Origin of the sequence: Cohnella sp. LGH, from assembly GCF_017671885.1 — a bacterium.
Classification (GTDB): domain Bacteria; phylum Bacillota; class Bacilli; order Paenibacillales; family Paenibacillaceae; genus Cohnella; species Cohnella phaseoli.
This window is the reverse complement of record NZ_CP072117.1, coordinates 6,175,096-6,198,371: the sequence shown is the minus strand read 5'-3', so window position 1 is coordinate 6,198,371 and position 23,276 is coordinate 6,175,096. Positions and strand designations below refer to the sequence as shown.

Below are 23,276 nucleotides of genomic sequence, written 5' to 3'. Positions count from 1 at the left end.
CCTTACCTCTTCTTCACGACGAACTTGAAAACTCCGTTTTCTTCATTGGCTTCCAATAATTCATGGTTCGACTGGTTCACCCAGACTTTGAAGTCGTTCATGGCCCCTTTATCCGTCGTATAAAGCTCCATCGTTTGCCCACTTAGGATCGAATCGATCCCCTTCTTTGCTTTGACGATCGGCATCGGGCACGCCAACCCTTTTGCGTCGATCACGATATCTGCCATCTTATTTATCCTCCCTTATAGGTCATGTTCGACCGTCATCTTCCTGTTGGTTGTTCGTCGCGCTCCACGGGTCCCTCCCACACGGACATGCCCGGTACTACATTCGTTACTTTAGAGTACCCCCGTGCGGAAAGCAGTTGGCAGGCAACATCGCTCCGGGTGCCCGTTCTGCAAACCACCAAATACTCCTCATCTTTCGAAAGCAAATCGAGCTTTCCCTCCAGTTCGCCCATAGGAATCGACATTGCTCCTGGAATACGGTTAAAGCTATACTCTGCCGGTTCCCGGACGTCCAGTACTTTAAAATTCCCGCCGACCGCCAGTTTCCGGTTCAGTTCTTCGTTGCTGATGATGTTCGGATGTCTCGTTTCGAGTTTTATCTCATTTTCCGCGGACTTCCGCAGGAAGTGGTGGAAGATGCCGCCCTCTTCCTTCAACCCGATATATTGGTGACCTATCCGGTTCGCCCAGCTTTGCAAATCGGCCACCGACCCTTTATCCGTCGCTCGTACTTCTAGCACTTCGCCGGCATTCATTTCATCGATGGCCTTCTTCGTCCTCACAACCGGCATCGGACAAGCCAAGCCTTCGCAGTCTAACGTTCGATTCGTCTGAATCATCGACGTCATCTCTCGTCCCCCCTCTCCTGCGTTTTAGACCCCATAGGCGACTTCGCCCCCCCATTGGGACATGCCCCCGGGCATATTCGTAACATCGTAACCCAGTTCTTCCAGCAGTTCGCAAGCCAATCCGCTGCGATTTCCGCTGCGACATACAACGACGTAAGGCTGCGAACGATCCAGCTCGCCCTGTCGCTCCCCGATCGAACCGAGTGGGAGATGCTTCGCGTTCGGGATGTGACCCGATTCCCATTCTTCCGGCTCGCGCACATCGATTATGTTTAGCTTTTCTCCCTTTGCAAACCGATCTTTCACTTCCTGCGGCAGCATGTTTTTCGTGTATTTTCCCGCCATTTCGCATACACTCCCTTAGTTAGGTTAAAATATCGAACCAAATTTTTATCACGGTTGCCGTTATCAGGGCGGCGAGGATCCATTGGAGCACCTTTACGTTCATCTTCTTTCCGGCTTTCGCGCCAATCGGAGAAGCGATAATGCTGGCGATGACCATGACGGCCGCAGGGAGCCAAAGCATATGCCCTCCCATGACTTTGCCGGCCGTCGTCCCGATGGAGGAGATAAACGTAATCGCCAATGAAGACGCAATCGCAACCCGAGTCGGGATTTGGAGCAAAACAAGCATAATCGGGACGGTGATGAAGGCGCCTGCCGCACCCACGATCCCGGACAAGATACCGACCGCCGCGGCAGAGACGGAGGCCAGCCCTCGATTGAACGAAAGCCTAGCGTAATCTCCGTTCTCGACACCTTTCTTCGGCAAAAACATCATCACTGCAGCGACCAAAGCCATGACCGCGTAGGTTATATTTATGGCACTATCCGGAAGGAACTTCGAACCGTACCCGCCCACGACCGCAACCGCCGCAATTAAGCCGATCTCCGTCTGTCGGACGGCCACGAGCGCATTTTTCTACCTTTGCCGGAAGGCGCTCTACTTAATGGCCTTCGATGAAGAGACGGCGCAGGTGAGAGGCATTCCGGTCCGTCTCGTATCGCTCCTGTTCAGTACGATGACCGGAATGATCGTCGCCGCGGCGATGCCGATCGTTGGCGTGCTGCTCGTATCGTCGCTGATTGTGCTTCCCGCCGCTCTGGCGATTCGAGTTGCGCCGAGCTTTAACGCGGCAGTTGGGCTGGCGATGCTGGTCGGCGTAGGCGGAGTATTCACGGGGTTATCCGCTTCTTACGAGCTGAGCACGCCCCCGGGAGGAACGATAGCGTTGACGCTGCTTGTTATTCTGGGCGCCGGAATTGCGCTAAAGAAGGCTGCGATTAAAATATCAGTTTTACGAGGAAAATCAAGGAGGATTTCACGGAATGAAAAGTTGGTATAAAGGTATGGCTGGAATCGCGATCGCTGCACTGTTGGTCGCGGGATGTGGACAATCGAAGGAAAATAACTCGGCGAGCGGGAGCCAAGCGGGCGGAACGACGGCCAGTGAAGCGACGGCAAACAGCGGTTCGTCGAACCCAAATAAATTGCAAATCGTCGCTTCTTTCTATCCGATGGCCGAGTTTGCCAGACAAGTGGCCGGGGAGTATGCGGATGTCGTTAGCTTGATCCCGTCCGGAACCGAGCCGCACGATTGGGAGCCGACTCCTAAGGATGCGGCGTCGATTCAAGAGGCGGACGTCTTCGTCTACAACGGTATCGTGGAGGGCTGGGCGGAGAAGACGCTCGAGAGCGTCAAGAACGACAAGCGAATCGACGTGAAGGCGATCGAAGGAATCGATTTGATCGAAGGATCGCACGATCATGGGCACGAGCATGGTCACGAAGAGGATGAACACGACCATGAGCACGGGGATGAAGTCGCTCACGAGGACGAGCATGCTCATGAGGATGAACACACACACGAAGGCGAGGCTGTCCAGGCCGAGGAACACGAGCACGAAGATGAGCACGCACACGAAGGCGAGTCGGAAACTGCCGAGCACGAGGAACATGAGCACAGCCATGAATTGGACCCTCACGTATGGCTGGATCCGACTCTTGCCCAGCAGCAGGTGCGCAACATCCAGGCGGCGCTGGAGCAGGCCGACCCTGAGCATAAGGACAAATACCGGGAGAACGCGGAGGCTTACATAGCCAAGCTTCAAGAGCTCGACCGGAAATTCAAGGATGAGCTGAGCGGCGCGACAAGGAAGGAGTTTGTAACGCAGCACGCGGCATTCGGGTATTTGGCGAAGGCGTACGGGCTGACGCAGATTCCGATCTCGGGACTGTCGCCGGAGCAGGAGCCTTCTCCCGAGCAGATGGCGAAGGTGGTGGAGCTGGCGAAAGAGCATGGGGTGAAGACGATTTTCTTCGAGACGTTAGTCGATCCGAAGGTCGCTCAAGCGATTGCGGACGAGATCGGCGCAGCGACGGATGTGCTGAATCCGCTCGAAGGCTTGACCGAGGAGGATATTGCAGCCGGACTGGACTATCTCGGGATTATGTCCAACAACCTTACTGCGCTGGCCAAGTCGTTGAAGAATTAAAATATTGTACGGAATCCAATTGAACGGACAAGGAGATGCGACAATGAGCAAAGACAAATTGCCGGTAACAGTGCTGAGTGGGTATTTAGGTGCGGGGAAAACGACGATTCTGAATCATGTGCTGAACAATCGGGATGGCTTAAGGGTTGCCGTCATCGTGAACGATCTGGGGGAAGTGAACATCGACGCCGACCTGATCAAGGATGGAGGCGGATTGTCGAGTACGGAGGAGAAGCTGGTGGAAATGTCCAACGGCTGCATCTGCTGTACGCTGCGCGAGGATTTGCTGCAAGAGGTGGAGCGGCTGGCGAAAGAAGATCGTTTCGACTACATTCTGATCGAATCGACGGGAATCGGCGAGCCGGTCCCTGTCGCTCAGACCTTCTCGTATATCGACGAGGAGCTTGGCATCGACTTGACGAAGTTTTGCCGGCTCGATTGCATGGTAACGGTGGTGGACGCTTATCGGTTCTGGAAGGATTTTGGCTCAGGGGATTCGTTGATGGATCGCAAGCAGGAGGTCGGGGAAAACGATACGCGCGAGGTTGTCGACCTGCTCATCGACCAGATCGAGTTCTGCGACGTGCTGATCTTGAACAAATGCGACAGAGTGGAGGCGCAGGAGCTTGACGAGCTGGAAAAGGTGCTCAAAGCTTTGCAGCCGCGAGCCAAGCTGATTCGGTCCGAGTATGGGCGGATTGAGCCGTCGGCTATTTTGAATACAGGGCTGTTCGATTTTGAGACGGCCAGCCGGTCGGCGGGATGGATTCAGGAAATGGAGAAGGATCACCATGTCCCGGAAACGGAGGAGTACGGCATCGCTTCATTCGTGTACGAGAGAGCGCGTCCCTTCCATCCGGAGCGTCTCATGGCCTGGATGAGCGATTGGCCGTCCGAGGTCGTCCGCGCCAAGGGAATCGTCTGGTTGGCTACGCGCAGTCAAATGGCGCAAAGCTTCAGCCAAGCCGGGCCTTCGATTCAATTCGGTCCAGCGGGCTACTGGGTGGCGGCATTACCGGACGCTGAGCGGGACGCGATTCTACGAGACGAGCCTAAGGTGACCGAGCACTGGCATCCGTTGTACGGGGATCGGATCAATAAGCTCGTGTTTATCGGCATTGAGATGAACCGGGTACAGCTTACGGCCGAGTTGGACGAATGCCTGCTGACGGATGAGGAGCTGGCGATGAATTGGTCGACTTTCCGGGACGGTTTTCCGAATGGGTCGGCGGAACAGATGGAGGAGCAGTTCCAGGCGTAAGGGAATGCCAAACGGAAGAGGATGTCCTTATCCAGGGGCATCCTCTTCCGTTATGTAGGCTTCTCTCCCTGGGGTAACTCATCCCGTATAAGCTTTAATCTTCTTCAGTTGTCCGATCGTCGTCTCCGGATCCATTCCTACTTTGGCAGCATTGATTCTGAAGCCTTTGGCATCGGAGCGGGAATTGACTCCCTTCTTGACCGTGAAGGAAATTTGGATGTCAAGCGACTTCAATGCATCCATTACCAAGTCGTTATGAGCGCCATAAGGGAAACAGAGGATGCTGTCGGTGTTGCCGAGTTCTTCCTTCAAGCGTTCCTCCGCTTTTTTCAGATCGTCGATAATCCGTCGCCTGGCCTCCTCCTTCGTCTCCTGACGTTTTTTATCGATCAGATACTTTCGTGCCGTTAGTGCGGGCTTCGATTTGCCTCTTTCGTCTATGTCGATATACACATGCGAATCATAAGTATGAGAGTAGAAGGTCATGCCGTTCTTCTGCATCTCGCGCATTTGATCCCAGGTCATCTTGGGCGCTCCGATCCTCTCGTCGATAAACCTGATGATAGGGAAGGCGGTCGCCGGATAACCGTATTCCTTCAGTACCGGATACGCCAGCTTGTAGAAGCTTTCATATCCGTCGTCAAAGGTAATCAGTACCGCATTGTCAGGCACTTTTCCCCCATTAAGAATGAAGTCCGAATACTCCTTCATGCCGATGACCCGGAAGCCGTTCGTCTTCAATAGCTCCATCTGTTTCTTAAAAACGTCCGCCGATAACGCCTTTTTCGTCGTCTTGCCTTCGGTGAGATCGTGATACATCAATACGGCGACCCGATCCTTATAGTAAACCTTCCCTTTTTCCGCTACCGTCTCCGTCTTTTTTTCCGTTACCGCTTCAGTTTTTGGCTTAGCCGACGTTCCTACTGCCTGTGTGGGTACTTCCTTGTTGCAGGCAACGAGGATGATAGAAACCAGTATTACCAATGAAACTACGGATGCCCAAGATCTTTTGCGTAAAAACATATTACGAATCTCCTCCTTACTATATGAGGAGGATTATATAGATGACATCTTAATGGATTGGCGTACGACTGCTTAAAAAATGGTGGACAGGTTATTAAAGGAATCTTACAGGTTCTTAAATAAATCTTAATTGAGGAAATCCTTGAAGTCGGGAACAGAGGGAGGGGGGGGAAGGGAAAGACGCTTAAGGGCCCCCGAATCGTCGGAGGCCCTTGAGCAACGCAACAACTTATTGAGCGGTTTTAGGCATTGGAATAAACACCAGGTTAATCGGAAGATTGCTGCCGGATGCCACGACCAGCGTCAGCTCGACCGTCTCTTCCTTATCGCCGGTACGATACAGGATGCCCAGTTCGTCCGGGTTCTTCAAAATGCTCTTCTCAACCGCTTGCACCACCCGGTCATTGACGAGCAGCGCCCCCGCATAGTGACCGCCCCGCGCATTGAGCCCGATCAGCGTATGAGGCGCCACCTTTACCCGTACATTGTAGCGCACGCCGGTATTGCCTTTATTCGTTTCGGGGATGCCCAGCACCTTATCCTCACCCTGAAGGAAGCTGTCGTCGAGGTCGCCGATCGAAATCCGCTGCTCCTTGTAGCCGAGCGCCTCGTTAATAATCAGCGAACGATCGGCGTCCTGAAACGTTCCCCGGACATGGCGACCGTCGCGGTCAAGCTGCTTCAGCTCAGGGAGAATCTCGAAGATGTTTTGCCCCGGATGCGCCTCCGCATCCACCGCGGCAACGGTGAATTGAAGCTCGTCGCTGGTCTGGATTTCCGTGTAGGAGGTCATAATCAGGTTCGGCTTTAGCGGCGTATCGCTGACATCGGGCAATACGATGACGGATTCGCCGGGCTGCAATACGACTTTAGCGCGCGGTTTGCCGTGAGCCGTATCTTCAAGGAAGCGGGCGACGGCGTTTTTGCCGCTTGTGGAGACGTAGTCGGCCGGCCCGGCCTTGCCGAATGCTTCGATGTTATAGGTAACCGGATAGCTCTGGCGATTGGTGGCGATCAGGTAGATCGTCAACGTTTTGCCCGAGCGGTTGCCGTTATGGATATTGATTCGGAACTTGCCCGAGATGCTGTCCTGGTAAGCGATTCCTTCCTCAAGGAAATATTCCGGGCTATTGCTGCGAATTAACTGCATCGGCTTGGATTCGATCGTATACGGCACTTTCGCCATATGGAGAACGGAAGGGCCGGCAATTGAAATTTTGTCGCCCGGGGATGTGAACAGACGATTGAATTCCTCCTCGGTATACATGGATTCCTCCGTAATCCGGATCTCCTGCGTAAAGGAGTTGCTCAAGCCGTAACTGTTGGTTACCTTCAAAGTCACCTCCACAACGCCGGGACGGAAAAAGGCGCGGTTCATTCCCTCCCATTCCGTCTTGACGATTTTGCCGTGCTCATCGTAGCTTTCATCGGAATATTCGATCGGCTCTCCCATTTTGTAGACGGTTTTGTTCGTGGAAAATTTCGCGACCGGAGGCACATCTTTTACTTCTCCTTCCCAGGAAAGAGAGTACGAGTCTCCATTCGCTTCAAAACGGCTTCCGGTAATTTCCGACCAGGTACGAATCGGCACCATGATGTTGCCTTTCAGCTCGAACAGCTTGCCGGCCGCAAACCGCTCTTCTCCATTCCAGGTATAACGGTCGGTGCCCACTGTAAAACGGATCTCCTTGCCCGCCTTCGAGATGACCGTCTGCCGGGTTGCTGCGTCGTAAGAGATCGTGTAGTCATACAGTTTGGCAAAGGTTCTCAGTGGGATAAAGTTCGAGCCTTGTTTGTAGGTAACCGGCCGAACGGCCGTCGCGAGCTGACCGTTGAATTGGATGCTTGCGCTACCGGACTTCAACAGGACGGTGTTCCGTTCCGCAACGACATCTTGCCCATACACGGATGCGGCGGAAAAAGGGATCGACAGCAGCATGGAACCGAGAGTGATCTTCGTCAATTGCTTTTTGATTTGCATTTTCATTGTAATAAGTTCTCCTTAGCTTGTCCGATTCTAGAATATCGCCTGCCCGCCGTATAGGAATATTCCGATAGCCTATTCCATCGAAATGGGAAGGTATGTATAAGTGACGCACGCGAGCGGTAAATGTTGCGGTATTGACGGAGGGGGGGATTTTGTGACCGTACAGAAAAAAGAAGCCGTTCCCGATTTGAAGGAAGGCTTCTGTAAGCTTGGACTCAGATCGAATCGCGCCCCATCTCAGCGAAAGACTCCTCCGCCGCAGACAAGGTCGCGTCAATGTCGGCATCGGTGTGGGCCGTCGTAAGGAACCAGGCCTCGTATTTGGACGGGGCGAGGTAGACGCCGCGCTCCAGCATGAGGCGGAAGAAGCGGCCGAACAGCTCGCCGTCGGAGAGCTGCGCGTCTTCGTAGTTGGCGACCGGTCCGGCGCAGAAGTGAGTGGAGAACGCGCCGGCGATCCGGTTGATCGTCAGCGGCACGCCATGCCGGTCCGCAGAGGCTTGCAGCCCGTCGCACAACCGTGCGGCCTGCGCTTCCATGCGAGCGTAAACGCCCGGCTCGCGCAGCACCTCCAGGCAAGCCAGTCCGGCGAGCACCGACGCCGGGTTGCCGGCCATTGTGCCCGCCTGATAAGCGGGGCCGAGCGGCGCGATCATCGCCATCAAGTCGGCTCGGCCGCCGTAAGCTCCGATAGGAAGGCCGCCGCCGATGATTTTGCCGAGGGCGGTTAGATCCGGCCGGATCGCTTCCTGATCCGCGAACGCCGAGAATGTCTGGGCCGAGCCGTAGTGGAAGCGGAACGCGCTGATCACCTCGTCGTAGATGACGAGGGCGCCCGCGTCCCGCGCCAGCTTGCACAGCCCTTCCAGGAAGCCGGGCTTCGGCATCACCATGCCGAAATTGCCGACGATCGGCTCGACCATGACCGCAGCAACCTGGTCGCCCCAATGCTCCAGCGCCGTGCGCAGTCCGTCCAGCTCGTTAAACGGCACGGTAATGACCTCGCTGGCGATGCTGGGCGGGATGCCCGCGCTGTCGGGAATGCCGAGCGTCGACGGGCCGGAGCCCGCGGCGACGAGCACCAGGTCGGCATGGCCATGGTAGCAGCCGGCGAACTTGATGATTTTGTTGCGGCCGGTGAACGCCCGGGCGACGCGAATCGTCGTCATGACCGCCTCCGTGCCGGAGTTGACGAAGCGCACCTTGTCCATCGAAGGGATCGCTTCCTTCAGCGCCGCCGCGAGCCGAATTTCATGCTCCGTCGCCGTGCCGTACAGCGTGCCGTTCTGCGCCGCCCGGACGATCGCCTCGGTAACCCTCGGATGCGCATGTCCCGTAATGATCGGCCCGAATGCAGCCAAATAGTCGATGTACCGGTTACCGTCGACATCCCAGAAATAAGCGCCCTCCGCGCGTTCCATAAACACCGGCGCACCGCCGCCGACCGCCTTGAAGGAACGGGAGGGGCTGTTCACTCCTCCGACAATGTGGCGCTGAGCTTCCTCGTACAGCTGCTCCGAACGTACTCTCTGATTCATTTTCTCCTAACCTCCGCTTATCCGTGTTGTTGCTTTCTGGCCTGCAAGACGAAGATAAACATCATACCGCCATCCCGAGGGACGGCGGTATAGTACTTAATTTTGTGCGGCTGCCGAACTCGCGGAAGGGCTGGCTCCCGGAGTTTCCTCGACTGCCGTATCGTCCGTGCTCAGCACTTCCTGTACGTATTCCTTCAGTTTGTCGCGATTCCGTACGCCCAGCATCGCCGAACCGTTCACGTTTTCGTCGAAGACAAGGTCCATCGGAGGAATTTGCGCGGAGCCGGCCTGATGCGAATTGTAGCCCAGCGTGCCCAGCTTCAGCATATCGTTCGAGGTCATGTTCGTCTCGATGTACGGAACGACCTCGCTCAAAATATCCGGGAGCTTGATCAAGTTCCAGCCGTCCATCAGCTTGAGCGCTACGGCTTTCAGGAACTGACGCTGGCGCTCGGTGCGGCTGAAGTCGGATAACTTGTCGTGCCGGAAACGCACATATTGCAGCGCCTTATCGCCGTCGAGATGCTGCTGCCCCTTCTTCAGGTTGATGTCGTACCGGTTGCCGTCCGCATTGTCGGTCCATTTCATATCCTTTTCCACATAGAAGTCGACGCCGCCAAGCGCATCCACCAGCTTGATGAATCCTTGAAAATCGGCATAAACATAATACTGAACATCCAGTCCCATCAGGTTGCCGATTGTCTTCATCGCCAGCTCCGGGCCACCGAGGGAAAGGGCCGTGTTGGCGCGGTTGTCTTTATAACCGGGAATTTCCACGCGGGTGTCGCGCAGCACCGAGAATAGGTGTATTTTCTTCGATACGGGATCGAAGGAGGCGACCAGCATCGTGTCCGACCGGGGCACTTCCCCTTCTCTCAGCCCTCTGTCGTCGCCGCCCATGAGCAGCACGTTGACCCGTTCCGAGCCTTCCCACTCCGGCGGCTTGTACTCCGGCTTCTCCTCAAACTGGCGAAACCGCGATTCCTCTTTCGGCTTCTGTGCCTTATCGATTTCTTTAACGCTTGCCCATGCCCACCAGCCTACCGCACACAAAAAAATAAAAGCCAATCCCAATATCGAGAACAAGGTGATCTTCCACTTTTTCTTCATTCCGATAGTCCTCTCAGTTGACAGTATGTTAAAATTATAAAGTTTCGGCCCCAGAATACGCAAGTTCATGTAAAAAACCTTTAATGAACTCGACTTGACCCTAGGAGGTTCATCATGTTAGCCATAGACGTGCATCAGCTGCGCAAGCAGTTCAAGGTTCAGAAAAACCGCGAAGGTCTCAAGGGAGCGCTCCAGGATTTGTTCAAACGGGAGCATACTGAGGTAGCCGCGGTCAAGGATATCAGCTTTCAAATTCCTCAAGGCGAAATATGCGGCTACATAGGGGAGAACGGCGCAGGCAAGTCGACCACGATCAAAATGCTGACCGGCATTCTCGTGCCGACCTCCGGCAAGCTGCTCGTCAACGGATTCGTTCCTCATAAGGAGCGCGAGAAGTTCGTGCAGGGCATCGGCGTCGTGTTCGGGCAGCGCAGCCAGCTGTGGTGGGACATCGGAGTCATCGAATCTTTTCGGCTCCTGAGAAAAGTATACCGGGTGGACGAGACGGATTTTCGCAAAAGGCTGGACGAGCTGGTGGAAACCCTGCAATTGCAGGAGCTGCTAAACCGCCCGGTGCGCAAGCTGAGCCTGGGGCAGCGGATGCGCTGCGAGCTGGTGGCGGCGCTGCTGCACAATCCTTCGATTTTGTTTTTGGACGAGCCGACGATCGGCTTGGATATTGTGGTGAAGACGGAAATTCGCGAGTTTCTGAAGCGGCTGAACCGCGAGCAGGGGACGACGATTCTGCTGACGACGCATGATCTGCAGGACATCGAGGCGCTGTGCTCGCGCGTCATTATGCTGGACGACGGGCGCATCATCTACGACGGCGGGCTGGAGGAGCTGAAAACGCGCTGGGGCAAAGGGCGCGAGGTGCAGTTCCAGTTCACCGATCCGGTAACGCTGGCGAGAGTGTCGGCCTTGACGGGAGAGCTGGACGTGCGCTGGTCGCTGGACAACGACCTGACGGCCAAGGTGTGGATTCCGCGCGAGATGAACGTGTCCGAGGTGCTGTCGCGCGTCGTGGGTCGGCTCGATATTAGCGACATCAAAATTTTCGAGACGAATACGGATGAGATTGTGCGCGAGATTTATCAGTCGGGCAGCGCCGAAGCGCCGCGCGATTTGTCCGCCCTGAGCGAAGGGGAGACGGGAGCCGGGGACCGCGAGAACGAGAAGACGGAGGCGGGAGCGGCGCGATGATGAGTATGTACTTGGACTTCGTCCGCATCCGGTTTCTGATGATGCTCGCTTACCGGGTCAACTATTACAGCGGCATCGTGATCTACGCGATCAACATCGGGGCGTATTATTTTTTGTGGAAGGCGATTTTTGGCGAGGCGGAGACGCTGCAGGGGTTCACGGTTATCCAGATGTCCACTTATGTGGCTGTGTCGTGGATGGCGCGGGCGTTTTATTTTAACAACCTGGACCGGGAAATTTCGAATGAGATCGTCGACGGCAGCGTGGCGATCCAGATTATTCGGCCATATTCTTATTTGCTCGTGAAAATGATGCAGGGCTTCGGCGAAGGGCTGTTCCGCTTGCTGCTGTTCATGATCCCGGGGATGATCGTCGTTTCGTTTATTTTTCCGCTGGAGCTGCCGACCGATCCGGTGCAGTGGATCGTTTTCTTCGTCATGATCTGGTTCAGCTTTCTGATCAATACGCAGTTGAACCTGCTGACGGGGCTGGGCGCGTTCTTCTTCGAGAACAATCAAGGGATTATGTCGATGAAAAGAATTATGGTCGATCTGCTGTCCGGCGTCGTCGTTCCGATCGCTTTTTTCCCGGGCTGGGCGATTTCGATTATGAACTGGTTGCCGTTTCAGGCGATTACGTATTTGCCGGGCTCGGTGTTTACCGGGCGTATTCAGGGGGCGGACGTGTGGAATGCGCTGCTTGTGCAGGTCGCTTGGACGGTCGTGCTGATCGTACCGATTATGCTCGTATGGCGCGCGGCGCGGCGTCGTCTGTTCGTGCAAGGGGGTTGAGAAAATGAACCGATTCGCGTTTACATTGGGCTTGTATCGGGATTATCTGGCCAATTATTTGAAGACGAAGCTGAGCTATCGCGCCGATTTCTGGATCGAGGTGCTGTCGGACCTGCTGTTTAACGGGTTGAATCTCGTCTTCATCTTCATCGTGTTCATGCATACGCCGTCCCTTGGCGGCTGGAGCGAGGCGGAGGTCGTGTTCGTCTACGGCTACTTCATGCTCGCTTCGGGCCTCTTCTCGACGTTCTTCAGCGCTTGGAATTTTAGCGAGCGGTACATCGTCAAAGGGGAGATGGATCGGGTGCTCACCCGTCCGGCGCATTCTCTGGTGCAGGTCATGCTGGAAAATATGGACCCGCCCGCACTGTTCGGCGGGCTCGTCGGCCTCGCGATTCTGATTTCGTCGTGGACGACGCTAGGCTTGCCGCTGCATTGGTACGATCCGCTCGTGCTGATCGTCATGGTGCTCGGCTCTTGCTTCATCTATATGGGCATCTATACGGCGATGGCGGCGATCTCGTTCTACTCGGACGCGCCGACCGGCATTGGGCCGCTCATCTACAACATCCAGAACTACGGGCGTTATCCGGTTGAAATCTACAATAAAGCGATCAAGTTTCTGCTGACGTGGCTGCTCCCGTTCGCATTCGTGGGCGTGTACCCGGCTTCATTTTTCCTCGGGCGATTGGAGGAATGGTGGATGCCGTGGCTGACGCCGATCGTCGGCCTCGTCTTCCTGACGATTGGCATTTCGTTCTGGAACTACGGCGTGAAGCGGTATCGCGGGGCGGGGAGCTAAAGTTAAGCATAAAATTCGAAGAGGCTGTCTCTTAAGTCGTCTTGTAGATGACCATGAGATTGCCTCTATTTTCTGTGTCGATTGAGCCTGCTCCGTGTCCTTTGTTTGATTTGTTTATTATTTGTTTATTGCGGATTTGTATAATTAAGGTGAAGTTTGTCGAATGGATTCCATATTTTTTTGATTTCGGAAGGAGAATGTCGCATGATGCGCTCGATTAAACGTTTGTCATCCGGAATACTGGCCTTGTTATTGCTATTTGTGGGACTGATTGCGCCAATATCCGTATCGGCGGATTCATCAGACTCGCCGTATACGTGGAGCGTCAGGAGTCCATTGCCTGGCTCCAGCAGTTTGATGGATGTCGTTTTTACGAATGGAAATTTCATAGCGGTAGGAACTGGCGGTACAATCCTCGCATCGAGTGACGGGATCGAGTGGCAAACCCGAAGCTCGGGCATCTCGAAATTTCTTGCAGCTATCGCAAATTCGGACAATATTCTGGTGGCCGTAGGAGAGGGGGGCGCGATTCTTACCTCGGAAGACAGCAGCGTTTGGACAAGCCGGGTCTCTGGCGTAGCCAGCCATTTGCGCGATGTTGCGTATGGGGGCAGCCTATTTGTTGCAGTTGGCGAGAGCGGCGTCATTGTCACATCCCCGGACGGAAAAGTCTGGACGAAGGTTCAGAGCTTGCCTACAACAAGCCATCTTATGGGAGTGACTTATCATCCGAACGGCGGATTTGTCGCGGTCGGATATCAGGGAACGGTAATCGCCTCGAGCAACGGAATCGATTGGACGATTCAGAATTCCGGAGTGGCTTCCAGTCTCAGCATTACGGATGTCGTCTATGGAGATTCCGGCTTTACAGCGGTCGGTTTAAGCGGCACGATACTGGCCTCTGATGACGGGGCAAGCTGGACAAGCAAGACGCCTTCTCTTGTTCGTCATTTTTACAGCGTGAACGACGTCAACGGCAAGCGTTTGATAACGGGAGGGAATGTCTCTCTTGTTGCGTCGGACGACGGAGAAGACTGGATCGGTCAGATTCTGGACATTCCGTATAAAAGTCAAATCAGCCTGCAAGCCGCCGCATTCGGCAACGGCATTTACGTATCGGTGGGGGACTGGGGCACGATCATGACCTCTGCGGACGCTGTGAACTGGATACAAAGAAACAAGGGAACGGGCTATGGTCTTAATGATGTGGCTTATCACGACGGAACCTACGTGACTGTAGGGGAGAACGGCGTTATTCTCATTTCCTCGGATGGGAAGGAGTGGACCTTTCGCTCTTCGGATTTAGGGCAGACCCTTAACGGGGTTGTTTTCGGAGACGGCATTTTTATGGCGGTCGGCTACAGGGGGACTCAGGTCATATCCTCGGACGGGGAGAACTTCGATGTCCAAACGATGCAGTTGCCGGGTATTGCCAATATCAACAACGCGAGCGTCCTGGATGTAACCTACGGAGACGGAACTTTTGTCGCAGCTGGAGGCGTACTCAACGGCACCGACATGATCCTGGTCTCCGATGACAAAGGGGCGAATTGGACGCAGCATTCGTTGGGAACGGCAAACTACAATCGCGGCGCGGCCTTCGGGAACGATACGTTTATTGTCGTCGGCACTCTTGCCATGGGCGTTTCCAAAGATGGAGGAAGCACCTGGACGAAGCTCGATTCGATGAAGGATTATTACGATGTCGCTTATGCGAACGGCGTCTTTGTCGCTGTCGGCGGTCAAGGGAAGATCGCCACTTCGACGGACGGTTTATCCTGGGAATTGCATCCTCAGTCCGGTTCGGTCTATTTCAGGGGCGGCGTCGTCTATGCGGACAACACGTTCCTTGCCGTTGGATCGGAGTATGATGTTGTAGGAAATCAGGTCGTCGGGTACAGGGGGCAGGTTGCAACCTCTCCCGACGGCGTCCACTGGACGATTCGCTCTGCAGGCATCGACAAGGAGCTGTTAAGAGTTGTCCATGGCGACAGCGGGTTTGTAGCCGTGGGCAGGTACGGAGCGATTATTCAATCTTCGCGCGCTGCTTTGCCAGTCGATCTAAGCACGGTCGGCATCGATGCGGCGTCCGGCTTGTTGACGGGAACGAGTGCGCAGATGGAATACAGTCTGGACTCCACGGACGGGACGGACGGGACATGGCAATCGGCATCGGCGGACAGCACGTCTGTCGCCTTCGGACCAAATCAGGATGTGTACGTGAGGGAGGGGACGAATCCGTCCAACGTACGCAAGGTCGGCAGCATTCCCGCCCCTGCTTCTGCTCCAAGCGTTAGCGCGGATCTGAGCGGAGGTCTGACGGCGGTGAAGCTGTCGGGAGCAACGACGGCGATGGAGTATAGTCTGGACGGCGGAGCGAACTGGACGACTGTGACGAGCGGGCTTGCCGCAGGTACGGATACGCTCGACGCCAGCTCGATGGGCGCGGACTTGCGCGTACGCATAGCTGCGACTGTGTCGCTGCTGCCGTCGCAGATGACAGGTCAGCTGAACTCGCTGACGCTGGCGATTACGAGTCATCCTTCCGACGCAACGGCTGCAGCGGGAGGAAGCGCAACCTTCTCGGTCCAGGCGACAGGGGTTAATTTGTCCTATCAGTGGCAGTTCGATGCGCTTGGCAACGGCTCGTTCTTCAATTTGCCGATGTCCACAAGCTCTTCTCTGACGCTTATCAACCTTACGGAGCAGCAGAACGGTCAGCGATATCAGGTAGTTGTGACAGGCGACGGCGGTTCGGTGACATCTAACGTGGCGACTTTGACGGTGACCGCACAGCTGGGCATCTGGAAGCCGCAGGCCGCTCCCGGCAACGGAAAGGTAGAGCTTAATTGGCCAAGCGTACCGGGTGCAACCGAATACGACGTGTATATGGCATCCGTCTCCGGACAATATGAGGCGCATCCCGAGGCGACCGTAACGTCGAGCACCTATACGGTTAGCGGGCTGACCAACGGTATCCCTTACTACTTCAAAGTTAAAGCGAGAGACGCAAGCGGCCTTCTGGAGGAATCCGGAGAGATTCAAGTAACGCCTGCAGCCGCGTCCGGCGCGCCGACAGGAGTTACGGCAACGGCTGGCAACGGCAGCGCAACGGTGACTTTTACAGCGCCGACGGATAACGGCGGCAGCCCGATTACCGGCTACGAAGTGACGGCGATGCCGGGCAACGTGAAGGCGACCGGCTTAAGCAGCCCGATTACGGTGACGGGTTTGACGAACGGAACAAGCTACACATTTACGGTGAAGGCGATCAATGCAGTGGATAAGAGCGAATCTTCGGCCGTATCCAACGCGGTGACGCCGACCGCACCGCCGAGCGGCAATAACGGCGGCAGCGACAACGGAAGCGGCTCGCCGTCTCAGCCAAGCACTCCTTCGCCAACCTCGCCCGCAAAGGCTGAAGGCGTAGAGGTGCTCGTGAACGGCAAGCCGGAAAATGCAGGAACAGCCGTCACCGAAGAGCGCGGAGGGCGCCGTGTGACGACGGTCTCCGTCGATGAAGATAAGCTGAAGCAGCATCTGGAGGCAGCGGGCGACAAAGCCGTTATCACCGTCCCGATCCAATCAGGCAGCGAGACGGTCGTGGGCGAGTTAAACGGGCGCATGGTCAAAAATATGGAAGCTCGGCAAGCTATCATCGAGATTCGCACGGAGCAAGCCTCCTATACGCTTCCGGCTTTGCAGATCAATATGGACGAATTGGCGAAGCGTTTTGGCGCGAATCCGGCACTTCAAGAGATCAAAATTCGTATTGAGATAGCCGCTCCTTCGGCGGCGATGGCCAAGGTGATCGACAACGCGGCTTTCGCGCAAGGGCTGACGATTGTCGCACCACCGCTGGATTTCAGCGTCAAAGCGGTTTACGGCGGCAAGAAGGAGGAGGTCGCGACGTTTAACGCCTACGTTCAGCGAACCATTGCGATTCCGGATGGCGTTGACCCGAACCGGATTACGACCGGAGTGGTGATCGATCCGGACGGTACGGTAAGACACGTTCCGACGAAGGTGACCCAAATCGACGGCGCTTATTATGCGGTCATCAACAGCTTAACGAACAGTGCTTACTCCATCGTCTGGCATCCGCTGGAGTTCAAGGATGCAGCCAAGCATTGGGCCAAGGATGCGATCAATGATATGGGCTCGCGAATGGTCGTGAACGGGACCGGCGACGATGTGTTCAGTCCGGACCGCAACATTACCCGTGCGGAGTTCGCGACGATTCTGATTCGAGGGCTGGGTTTGAAGCCGAGCAGCGCCGCAGGAAAGTTCAGCGACGTGAGGGCTTCGGACTGGTACAGCGGCGCGATCGGTACGGCTTATGCATACGGCTTGCTGAACGGGTACGAGGACGGCACATTCCGTCCGAACGAAGCGATCACGCGGGAGCAAGCGATGCGGATGCTGTCTAAGGCAATCGAACTGACCGGTCTGCCAACGGGGACTTCCGTTCATGGCACAGAGCAATTGCTGCAAGCGTTCAAGGACGCCGACCGGATTTCCGAATGGGCCGTCAGCGGCGCCGCTGACAGCGTAAGCGCGGGTTTGGTCTCGGGCAGAGCGGATAACCTGCTTGCGCCGAAAGCGTACATCACGCGGGCCGAAGCGGCGACGATGATGCAGAGACTGCTGCAGAAGTCGTATTTGATCAACTAGTAACGATAGTCAGGGCTAATCTATATAGGGCATGTATCTCCCGAAAGGCGAACCGCGAAGGCGGAGGGAGATACATGCCCTTTTTGTCGAACATATGATCACTACCGAAAATTTGTTCTTGCAAACCCTTTCAAATCGGAGTATGATAGCTTCAGAACAAAAATTCTGAAATGAACATTTGTTCATAGAGGGAGGGGGCACGGAGTATTGTGAATGAGGTAAGTCAAGAAAAGAGAAGGCTGCTAGTCAAAGTAAGCACGTTGTACTATATGGACGGACTGAACCAGCAGGAAATCTCCGAGCGGCTCGGCATCTCGCGTCCGCAGGTCAGCAGAATGCTTGCCGCCGCCAAATCCGAAGGCATTGTTCAGATCAGCATACGCAATCCGTACTCGGAAGAGCAGATGTATGAGCGGGCGGTTGCGGAAACCTTCGGAATCCACGATGTGATTGTCGTTCACGTCCCGGAAGCGGATCGCCAGACGATGGAGCTGCACGTCGCTCGCGCGGCGTCGGCTCTGTTGGAAAGCGCGATCAAGGACCGCGACGTTGTCGGGATAATGGCCGGACGGACGATCGCTTCCGTCGGTCGGGAAATTCAGCACGTCGGTCGCAAGGAAGTCAAATTCGTGCCCATGATCGGCGGGTTCGGTGCAGACGGCGGCGCGTGGCATGCGAATACGAATGCCAGAGTGTTCGCCGAGAATTTCAGGGGCCGGCATTTTCTGTTGAACGCCCCGGCAGTCGTCGCTTCTGCGCAAGCGCGGGAGATGTTCCAGAACGAGGCGGAAATCTCCAAAGTGCTGGAAGCCGCCAAGAAGGTTTCGCTGGCTCTGATCGGAATCGGCCAAGTTTCGGAGGAAGCGACAATCGTCAAGTCCGGATACTTCAGCGAGGAAGAGATGAACGGCGTACGCAATCAAGGAGCGGTCTGCAACATCTCGACCTCTTTCCTGAGCGCCGAGGGAGCGCGGGTTCACTATGATGGAGAATCGCGAATGATCGGCTTGTCCATCGACGAAATTCGAGCCATCCCGAATGTCATTGCCGTTGCGACGGGGAATGATAAAGTAGAGGCGATCGTCGCAGCGCTTAGAGGCAAGTTCATGGACGTGCTCGTTACGGACATGGAGACGGCCAAAGGACTTCTGGAGTGGCAGCGCAACCATCCTGCCCGTTAATCGGGCGGGGTCTGCGCGACTAAACGTTCTTTTCACCTACTATCAAGGGGGCAATAACAGATGAAAAAAGCAATTCTAGTTATGGCAGCGCTTCTATTGACAATTGGTTTGACGGCTTGCGGAGGAAATTCCGGCGGCAAGGACGGTTCCAAGACGATCTCGATTTTGACGCCTTATCTGTCTTCCGTCACGACCAACGAAATGGTCGAATCTCTGAAGAATCAAGCGGCGGACAAAGGCTGGAAGGCGAACGTCGTCGATACGAAAGGCGATATGGGGCAGCTGGCTAGCCGGATGGAGGACGTTATTTCCTCCAAGACCGATGCGATCGTGCTCGTCAGCACCGATCCTAATCAGCTGAAAAGCCAGATCCAACGCGCCAAGGATAAAAGCATTCCGGTATTCGGCGCCGACTCCGGTTACATCGAAGGCATGGTCATGAACGCAACGAGCGACAACAAGGAAATGTCCAAGATGATTTCCGAGCATCTGTTCCAGGCGGTTGGCGATCAAGGCAAAATCGTGATCCTGACTCACCGTCCGCATCCAGGCGTACTGGCTCGTACGGTGCAGCTGGATGAACTGTTGAAAAATAAACCGAATATCTCCGTCGTAACCGAGCAGCAAGTCGAAGTCCCGGGACCGATCGAGAACGCGCGCAAGCAGATGGAAAGCTTGCTGCTGTCCAACAAGGAGGCAGGCTCCATTACGGCAGTATGGGCCGGCTGGGACGAGGCGGCGATTGGCGCCGCTCAGGCGATCGAAGCGGCGGGACGCAAGGACATCGTCGTAACCGGCATCGACGGCAACAGCCAGGCGGTGGAAATGATCAAGAAAGGTTCTCCGCTGGTTGCCACAGTGAAGCAGAACTTCACAGGCATGACGGAAATCGTCGTTAAACAAATCGAGCTCGTATTCGCGGGCCAGCCTGCGGAAGGCACGGAGCTGTACGCTCCGGCCAGCCTGATTACAAAAGACAACGGGTAATCCCGCTAGAGCAACTACGAACGCATAGCGGCAAAGCGGCCCAAGGTCGCTTTGCCCAATTCGGAAGCAAGGAGGGTTTCCATTGACCCTACTGAAGGTCGCAGGACTGAACAAAGTGTTCGGGCAGCATTATGCGCTATCCGACGTGAGCTTCGAGATCGCGGCGGGCGAAGTGCATGCGCTCGTCGGCGAGAACGGAGCGGGCAAGTCGACATTCATTAAAATTATGACCGGAGTCTATTCCCTTGATGCAGGGACGATCGAATGGAAGGGACAAAAGGTGGATATCCCGAATCCGGGAGCGTCCCGCAAAATCGGCATCAACGTGGTGCATCAGGATCGTCACCTCGTTCCGTCTTTTACCGGCTATGAGAACCTGTTCGTCGGATTGGACTACCCGACCCGCGGAGTCGGCGTTAACTGGAAAGCGATGAAGCGGCGGGCGGAGCAGCTTAGCAGCGACTTCGGCGTCGAGATCGATTTGAACAAGACGGCCGACCGGATGTCGCCGCCCGAGAAGACGATGCTGGAGATTTTGCGCGCCATGATGCTCGAATGCCAGCTGTTGATTCTCGACGAGCCGACCGCTTCGCTGACCGATCAGGAGGCGGAGAAGCTGTTCGCGTTGATCGGTCGATTAACGGCGCAGGGAACGGCGATTCTGTATGTCTCTCACCGGATGGACGAGATTTTCCGGTTGTCCGACCGGATTACCGTATTCCGCAACGGACAGCGAGTCGATACGGTCAACACCGCGGAGACGGACAAGGAGCAGCTGATCCGGCTGATGAGCAATGCGGAAGTGAAGAAAAGCCAGAAGCGGGCGACGGTTAAATCTGCGGCGGACAAGGTGCTCGAAATCGACAGGCTGTCCACGAAGGACGGCAAAGTCCGGGATGCGAGTCTGAACGTGCGCAAAGGCGAAATCGTCGGCATTTTCGGACTTGCCGGAGCCGGACGGACGGAGCTGCTGGAGACGATCTACGGACTTCGAAGCCCGTCGGGCGGAAGCATTGCCGTGTCGGGTCGTGCCGTGAAGGCGCCAGCGCCGAGAAGCTCGATCGAGAACGGCGTCGTCCTGATTCCGGAAGAGCGCAAGCGCGACGCGCTGGTGCTCGGTATGACGATCAGGGAAAATATGACGCTGCCCGTACTGAAACGATTTTCCGGCATGCTCAAGCTTCGCGCTCGCCTCGAACGCGACGAGGTAAATGCGTGGATGAAGGAAATGAACGTCAAGGCGGCCGGCTCCGAGCAAGCGATTGGCCAGCTCAGCGGAGGCAACCAGCAGAAGGTTGTATTCGCCAAAGCGCTGCTGTCGGATCCCGTCCTGTTCCTCTGCGACGAGCCGACTCAGGCGGTAGACGTCATGACGCGCGAAGAAATTCACCGGCTGCTTAAAGCGCAGGCCGACAAAGGCTGCGGCGTCCTGTTCGTCTCCTCGGATCTGCAGGAGGTGCTGGACATCGCGGATCGGCTGTACGTTCTCCACGACAGCCGCATCGTCGCCGAGCTGGACAACGACGGCGTTACGCCGGAGCAAGTGCTCGGATATTGCTATAGTCACGGAAAAGGAAGTGAACAACATGGTTGAGACGCGTTCGGGCATTTCTTACGTCCGGCTGCTGCGCAGTTATGGAACGGTTGCCGCCGGAATTTTGATCATTCTTGCATTCTCCGCGTTAAGTCCGAATTCGTTCATGACGATCGATAACGCCATTAATATAAGCCGGCAAATTTCTTTCCTCGTCATTATCGCTCTTGGAGCGACTCTGGTTATGGCCGTCAGCGAGTTCGACTTGTCGGTGGGGGCGCTGGCCAGCTTCGGCGGCGTATTCGCGGCCAAGATGGCCGTTGCCGGCTATCCCATCTGGGTTGCCTTCCTGGCGCCGCTCGCCGCAGCGTTCATCATCGGTTTTATCAACGGCTGGATCGTAACGAGATTCCGCGTGCTCTCCTTTATTACGACGCTGGCAATGGGGACGATTCTTGGCGGCTTGAACTTCAAGCTGACCGGCGGAGCGACCGTATTCGAGAACATTCCGGAAAGCTTCCGTTATCTCGGCCAGACGGAGTGGGCGGGTATTCCGGTCTTATCCTTCATTATGCTGCTGATGACGGTGCTGTTCTGGTATGTGATGACGCACATGTCCTTCGGACGGAAGCTGTACGCGATCGGCGGCAACGAATCGGCTTCCCGCGTCGCGGGCGTCAAAGTCGCGCTAAACAAAAACATGGCGTTCGCGCTGTGCGGCATGCTGGCCGCCCTGACCGGAATTCTGATGGCGTCTCGTCTCGGGTCGGCCCATCCGACCGGAGGAGACGGACTGTTCCTGTCGGCTTATGCCGCAGCTTTTCTGGGGATGACCTCGTTTAAGGAAGGCGTGCCGAATATATGGGGGACCTTTGTCGGCGCGGCCATTATCGGCATTCTGGCCAACGGTCTGACGATTCTTAACGTTCCTACGTTTATGCAGGACGTCATTACCGGATGTATCGTCATCGCGGCCGTTCTGATGCAGAAGCTGGGACGTGGCAATTCATGATGCGGACTCTGAAAATGCACAGCCAATACAACATAGAAGCTTATCGCGCAGCCAAGGAGAGAGAGGAGGCGCTGCTCCTCGGCTACTTGGTAGCGGGCGATCCGGCAATCGACGAGTCCTTCGAAATGATCCAAGCCAGCGCATTGGCGGGCATTGATATTATTGAACTGGGCGTGCCCGGTCCGGACCCGTTCATTGACGGCGACGTTATCAAACGCGCGCACAAGCGCGCGCTGGACGCCGGTGCCGGAATATCGGAGGGCTTGATGGCGCTGTGGCGCAAAGTCCGGCGTGAAGTGCCCCGTCCGATCTGGGCGATGGGCTACCGGAACGAGCTTGTGGAAGCGGGGCTGTACCGGACGCTGACGCAGGAGAAGCTGATCGACGCACTGGTGCTTCCCGATTGCTCTCTCGAAGAGCAAATTCGGATTCAGGAGGAAGTCGGCCCGGCGGGCGTCGATGTGATCCGCTTTATTAACAGCGGCATGGATGAAGAGACGATCCGGCAAGTGTGCGACGGGGCGACGGTGATCTATGCCCAATCGTATTCCGGCACGACGGGCGATCCGATGGCCAGCGTGAACGGTCTGTCGGCGCTATGCGAGCGAATTCGTCCGCATCTGCCGGACGGTCTGGTCGTCGCCGGCTTCGGTCTGCGTTCTCCGGCGCTGGTCGGTCAAGCGATCCGCGGAGGCTTCGACGGCGCCGTCGTAGGCTCCGTGCTCGTAAGCCGCTGCGAGAACCGGGAGAAGGATTATTTGTACCGGCTGGTGGCGGAGATGAAACTGGAGACGTTGGGCTCCTCGACAAGGGGATGAGCA

General features: G+C 55.9%; 19 protein-coding genes and 1 pseudogene. 12 read left to right on the top strand and 8 right to left on the bottom strand.

The window, feature by feature from the left end:
• Positions 1 to 2: 2 nt before the first annotated feature.
• The 4 genes and pseudogenes from J4772_RS25925 to J4772_RS25910 all read right to left on the bottom strand — a co-directional run.
• Positions 3 to 227, bottom strand: coding sequence for a sulfurtransferase TusA family protein (locus J4772_RS25925; protein ID WP_209071999.1), 225 nt, complete (start codon positions 225 to 227; stop codon positions 3 to 5).
• Positions 228 to 262: 35 nt separating this feature from the next.
• A complete protein-coding gene (locus J4772_RS25920; protein WP_209077436.1) occupies positions 263 to 847 on the bottom strand; it encodes a sulfurtransferase TusA family protein in 585 nt (194 codons plus the stop codon).
• Positions 848 to 880: 33 nt separating this feature from the next.
• Positions 881 to 1,201: a rhodanese-like domain-containing protein gene (locus J4772_RS25915; RefSeq protein ID WP_209071998.1), complete on the bottom strand. Its 321-nt coding sequence runs from the start codon at positions 1,199 to 1,201 to the stop codon at positions 881 to 883.
• Positions 1,202 to 1,220: 19 nt separating this feature from the next.
• Positions 1,221 to 1,742, bottom strand: a pseudogene (locus J4772_RS25910) (sulfite exporter TauE/SafE family protein); the annotation flags it as partial.
• Positions 1,743 to 1,806: 64 nt separating this feature from the next.
• On the opposite strand from J4772_RS25910, the gene J4772_RS25905 reads away from it, so the two are divergent.
• The 3 genes from J4772_RS25905 to J4772_RS25895 are packed head-to-tail and all read left to right on the top strand — an operon-like array spanning position 1,807 to position 4,613.
• Positions 1,807 to 2,202, top strand: a complete 396-nt coding sequence (locus J4772_RS25905; RefSeq protein ID WP_371822751.1) for a metal ABC transporter permease — start codon at positions 1,807 to 1,809, stop codon at positions 2,200 to 2,202.
• Positions 2,186 to 3,352, top strand: coding sequence for a metal ABC transporter substrate-binding protein (locus tag J4772_RS25900; RefSeq protein ID WP_209071996.1), 1,167 nt, complete (start codon positions 2,186 to 2,188; stop codon positions 3,350 to 3,352). Before J4772_RS25905 ends, J4772_RS25900 begins: the two co-directional genes overlap by 17 nt.
• A 43-nt stretch (positions 3,353 to 3,395) precedes the next feature.
• Complete coding sequence (locus J4772_RS25895; protein ID WP_209071995.1) at positions 3,396 to 4,613, top strand: GTP-binding protein; 1,218 nt, start codon at positions 3,396 to 3,398, stop codon at positions 4,611 to 4,613.
• A gap of 78 nt (positions 4,614 to 4,691) precedes the next feature.
• Here J4772_RS25895 and J4772_RS25890 read toward each other — a convergent pair whose 3' ends face one another.
• The 4 genes from J4772_RS25890 to J4772_RS25875 all read right to left on the bottom strand — a co-directional run bounded on the left by J4772_RS25890 (position 4,692) and on the right by J4772_RS25875 (position 10,271).
• Positions 4,692 to 5,636 (bottom strand): polysaccharide deacetylase family protein, encoded by a 945-nt coding sequence (locus tag J4772_RS25890; RefSeq protein WP_209071994.1) that lies wholly within the window; start codon positions 5,634 to 5,636, stop codon positions 4,692 to 4,694.
• Positions 5,637 to 5,865: 229 nt separating this feature from the next.
• Complete coding sequence (locus tag J4772_RS25885; protein ID WP_209071993.1) at positions 5,866 to 7,623, bottom strand: stalk domain-containing protein; 1,758 nt, start codon at positions 7,621 to 7,623, stop codon at positions 5,866 to 5,868.
• Between the two features lie 215 nt (positions 7,624 to 7,838).
• Positions 7,839 to 9,161 (bottom strand): glutamate-1-semialdehyde 2,1-aminomutase, encoded by a 1,323-nt coding sequence (locus J4772_RS25880; RefSeq protein ID WP_209071992.1) that lies wholly within the window; start codon positions 9,159 to 9,161, stop codon positions 7,839 to 7,841.
• Between the two features lie 96 nt (positions 9,162 to 9,257).
• Positions 9,258 to 10,271, bottom strand: coding sequence for an LCP family protein (locus J4772_RS25875; protein ID WP_116065165.1), 1,014 nt, complete (start codon positions 10,269 to 10,271; stop codon positions 9,258 to 9,260).
• Between the two features lie 114 nt (positions 10,272 to 10,385).
• Between J4772_RS25875 and J4772_RS25870 the strand changes: the two genes are divergently transcribed.
• The 9 genes from J4772_RS25870 (at position 10,386) to trpA (ending at position 23,273) form a co-directional block, all read left to right on the top strand.
• Entirely contained in the window at positions 10,386 to 11,474 is a 1,089-nt protein-coding gene (locus J4772_RS25870) for an ABC transporter ATP-binding protein (protein ID WP_209071991.1), read from the top strand.
• Complete coding sequence (locus tag J4772_RS25865) at positions 11,471 to 12,265, top strand: ABC transporter permease (RefSeq protein ID WP_116065167.1); 795 nt, start codon at positions 11,471 to 11,473, stop codon at positions 12,263 to 12,265. Before J4772_RS25870 ends, J4772_RS25865 begins: the two co-directional genes overlap by 4 nt.
• Positions 12,266 to 12,269: 4 nt before the next feature.
• Complete coding sequence (locus J4772_RS25860; protein WP_209071990.1) at positions 12,270 to 13,067, top strand: ABC transporter permease; 798 nt, start codon at positions 12,270 to 12,272, stop codon at positions 13,065 to 13,067.
• A 204-nt stretch (positions 13,068 to 13,271) separates the two neighbouring features.
• The gene (locus J4772_RS25855; protein WP_209071989.1) at positions 13,272 to 17,741 is read left to right on the top strand and encodes an S-layer homology domain-containing protein; all 4,470 of its coding nucleotides are present in this window, start codon (positions 13,272 to 13,274) and stop codon (positions 17,739 to 17,741) included.
• A 209-nt stretch (positions 17,742 to 17,950) separates the two neighbouring features.
• Entirely contained in the window at positions 17,951 to 18,922 is a 972-nt protein-coding gene (locus J4772_RS25850; protein WP_209071988.1) for a sugar-binding transcriptional regulator, read from the top strand.
• Between the two features lie 60 nt (positions 18,923 to 18,982).
• On the top strand, positions 18,983 to 19,909 hold the full coding sequence (locus J4772_RS25845) for a sugar ABC transporter substrate-binding protein (protein WP_209071987.1): 927 nt from the start codon (positions 18,983 to 18,985) through the stop codon (positions 19,907 to 19,909).
• 82 nt (positions 19,910 to 19,991) lie between these two features.
• The gene (locus tag J4772_RS25840; RefSeq protein WP_209071986.1) at positions 19,992 to 21,503 is read left to right on the top strand and encodes a sugar ABC transporter ATP-binding protein; all 1,512 of its coding nucleotides are present in this window, start codon (positions 19,992 to 19,994) and stop codon (positions 21,501 to 21,503) included.
• Entirely contained in the window at positions 21,496 to 22,455 is a 960-nt protein-coding gene (locus J4772_RS25835) for an ABC transporter permease (protein WP_209071985.1), read from the top strand. Before J4772_RS25840 ends, J4772_RS25835 begins: the two co-directional genes overlap by 8 nt.
• On the top strand, positions 22,452 to 23,273 hold the full coding sequence (gene trpA, locus J4772_RS25830) for a tryptophan synthase subunit alpha (RefSeq protein ID WP_181918129.1): 822 nt from the start codon (positions 22,452 to 22,454) through the stop codon (positions 23,271 to 23,273). The genes J4772_RS25835 and trpA overlap by 4 nt, the downstream gene beginning before the upstream one ends.
• The last annotated feature ends 3 nt before the right edge of the window (positions 23,274 to 23,276 follow it).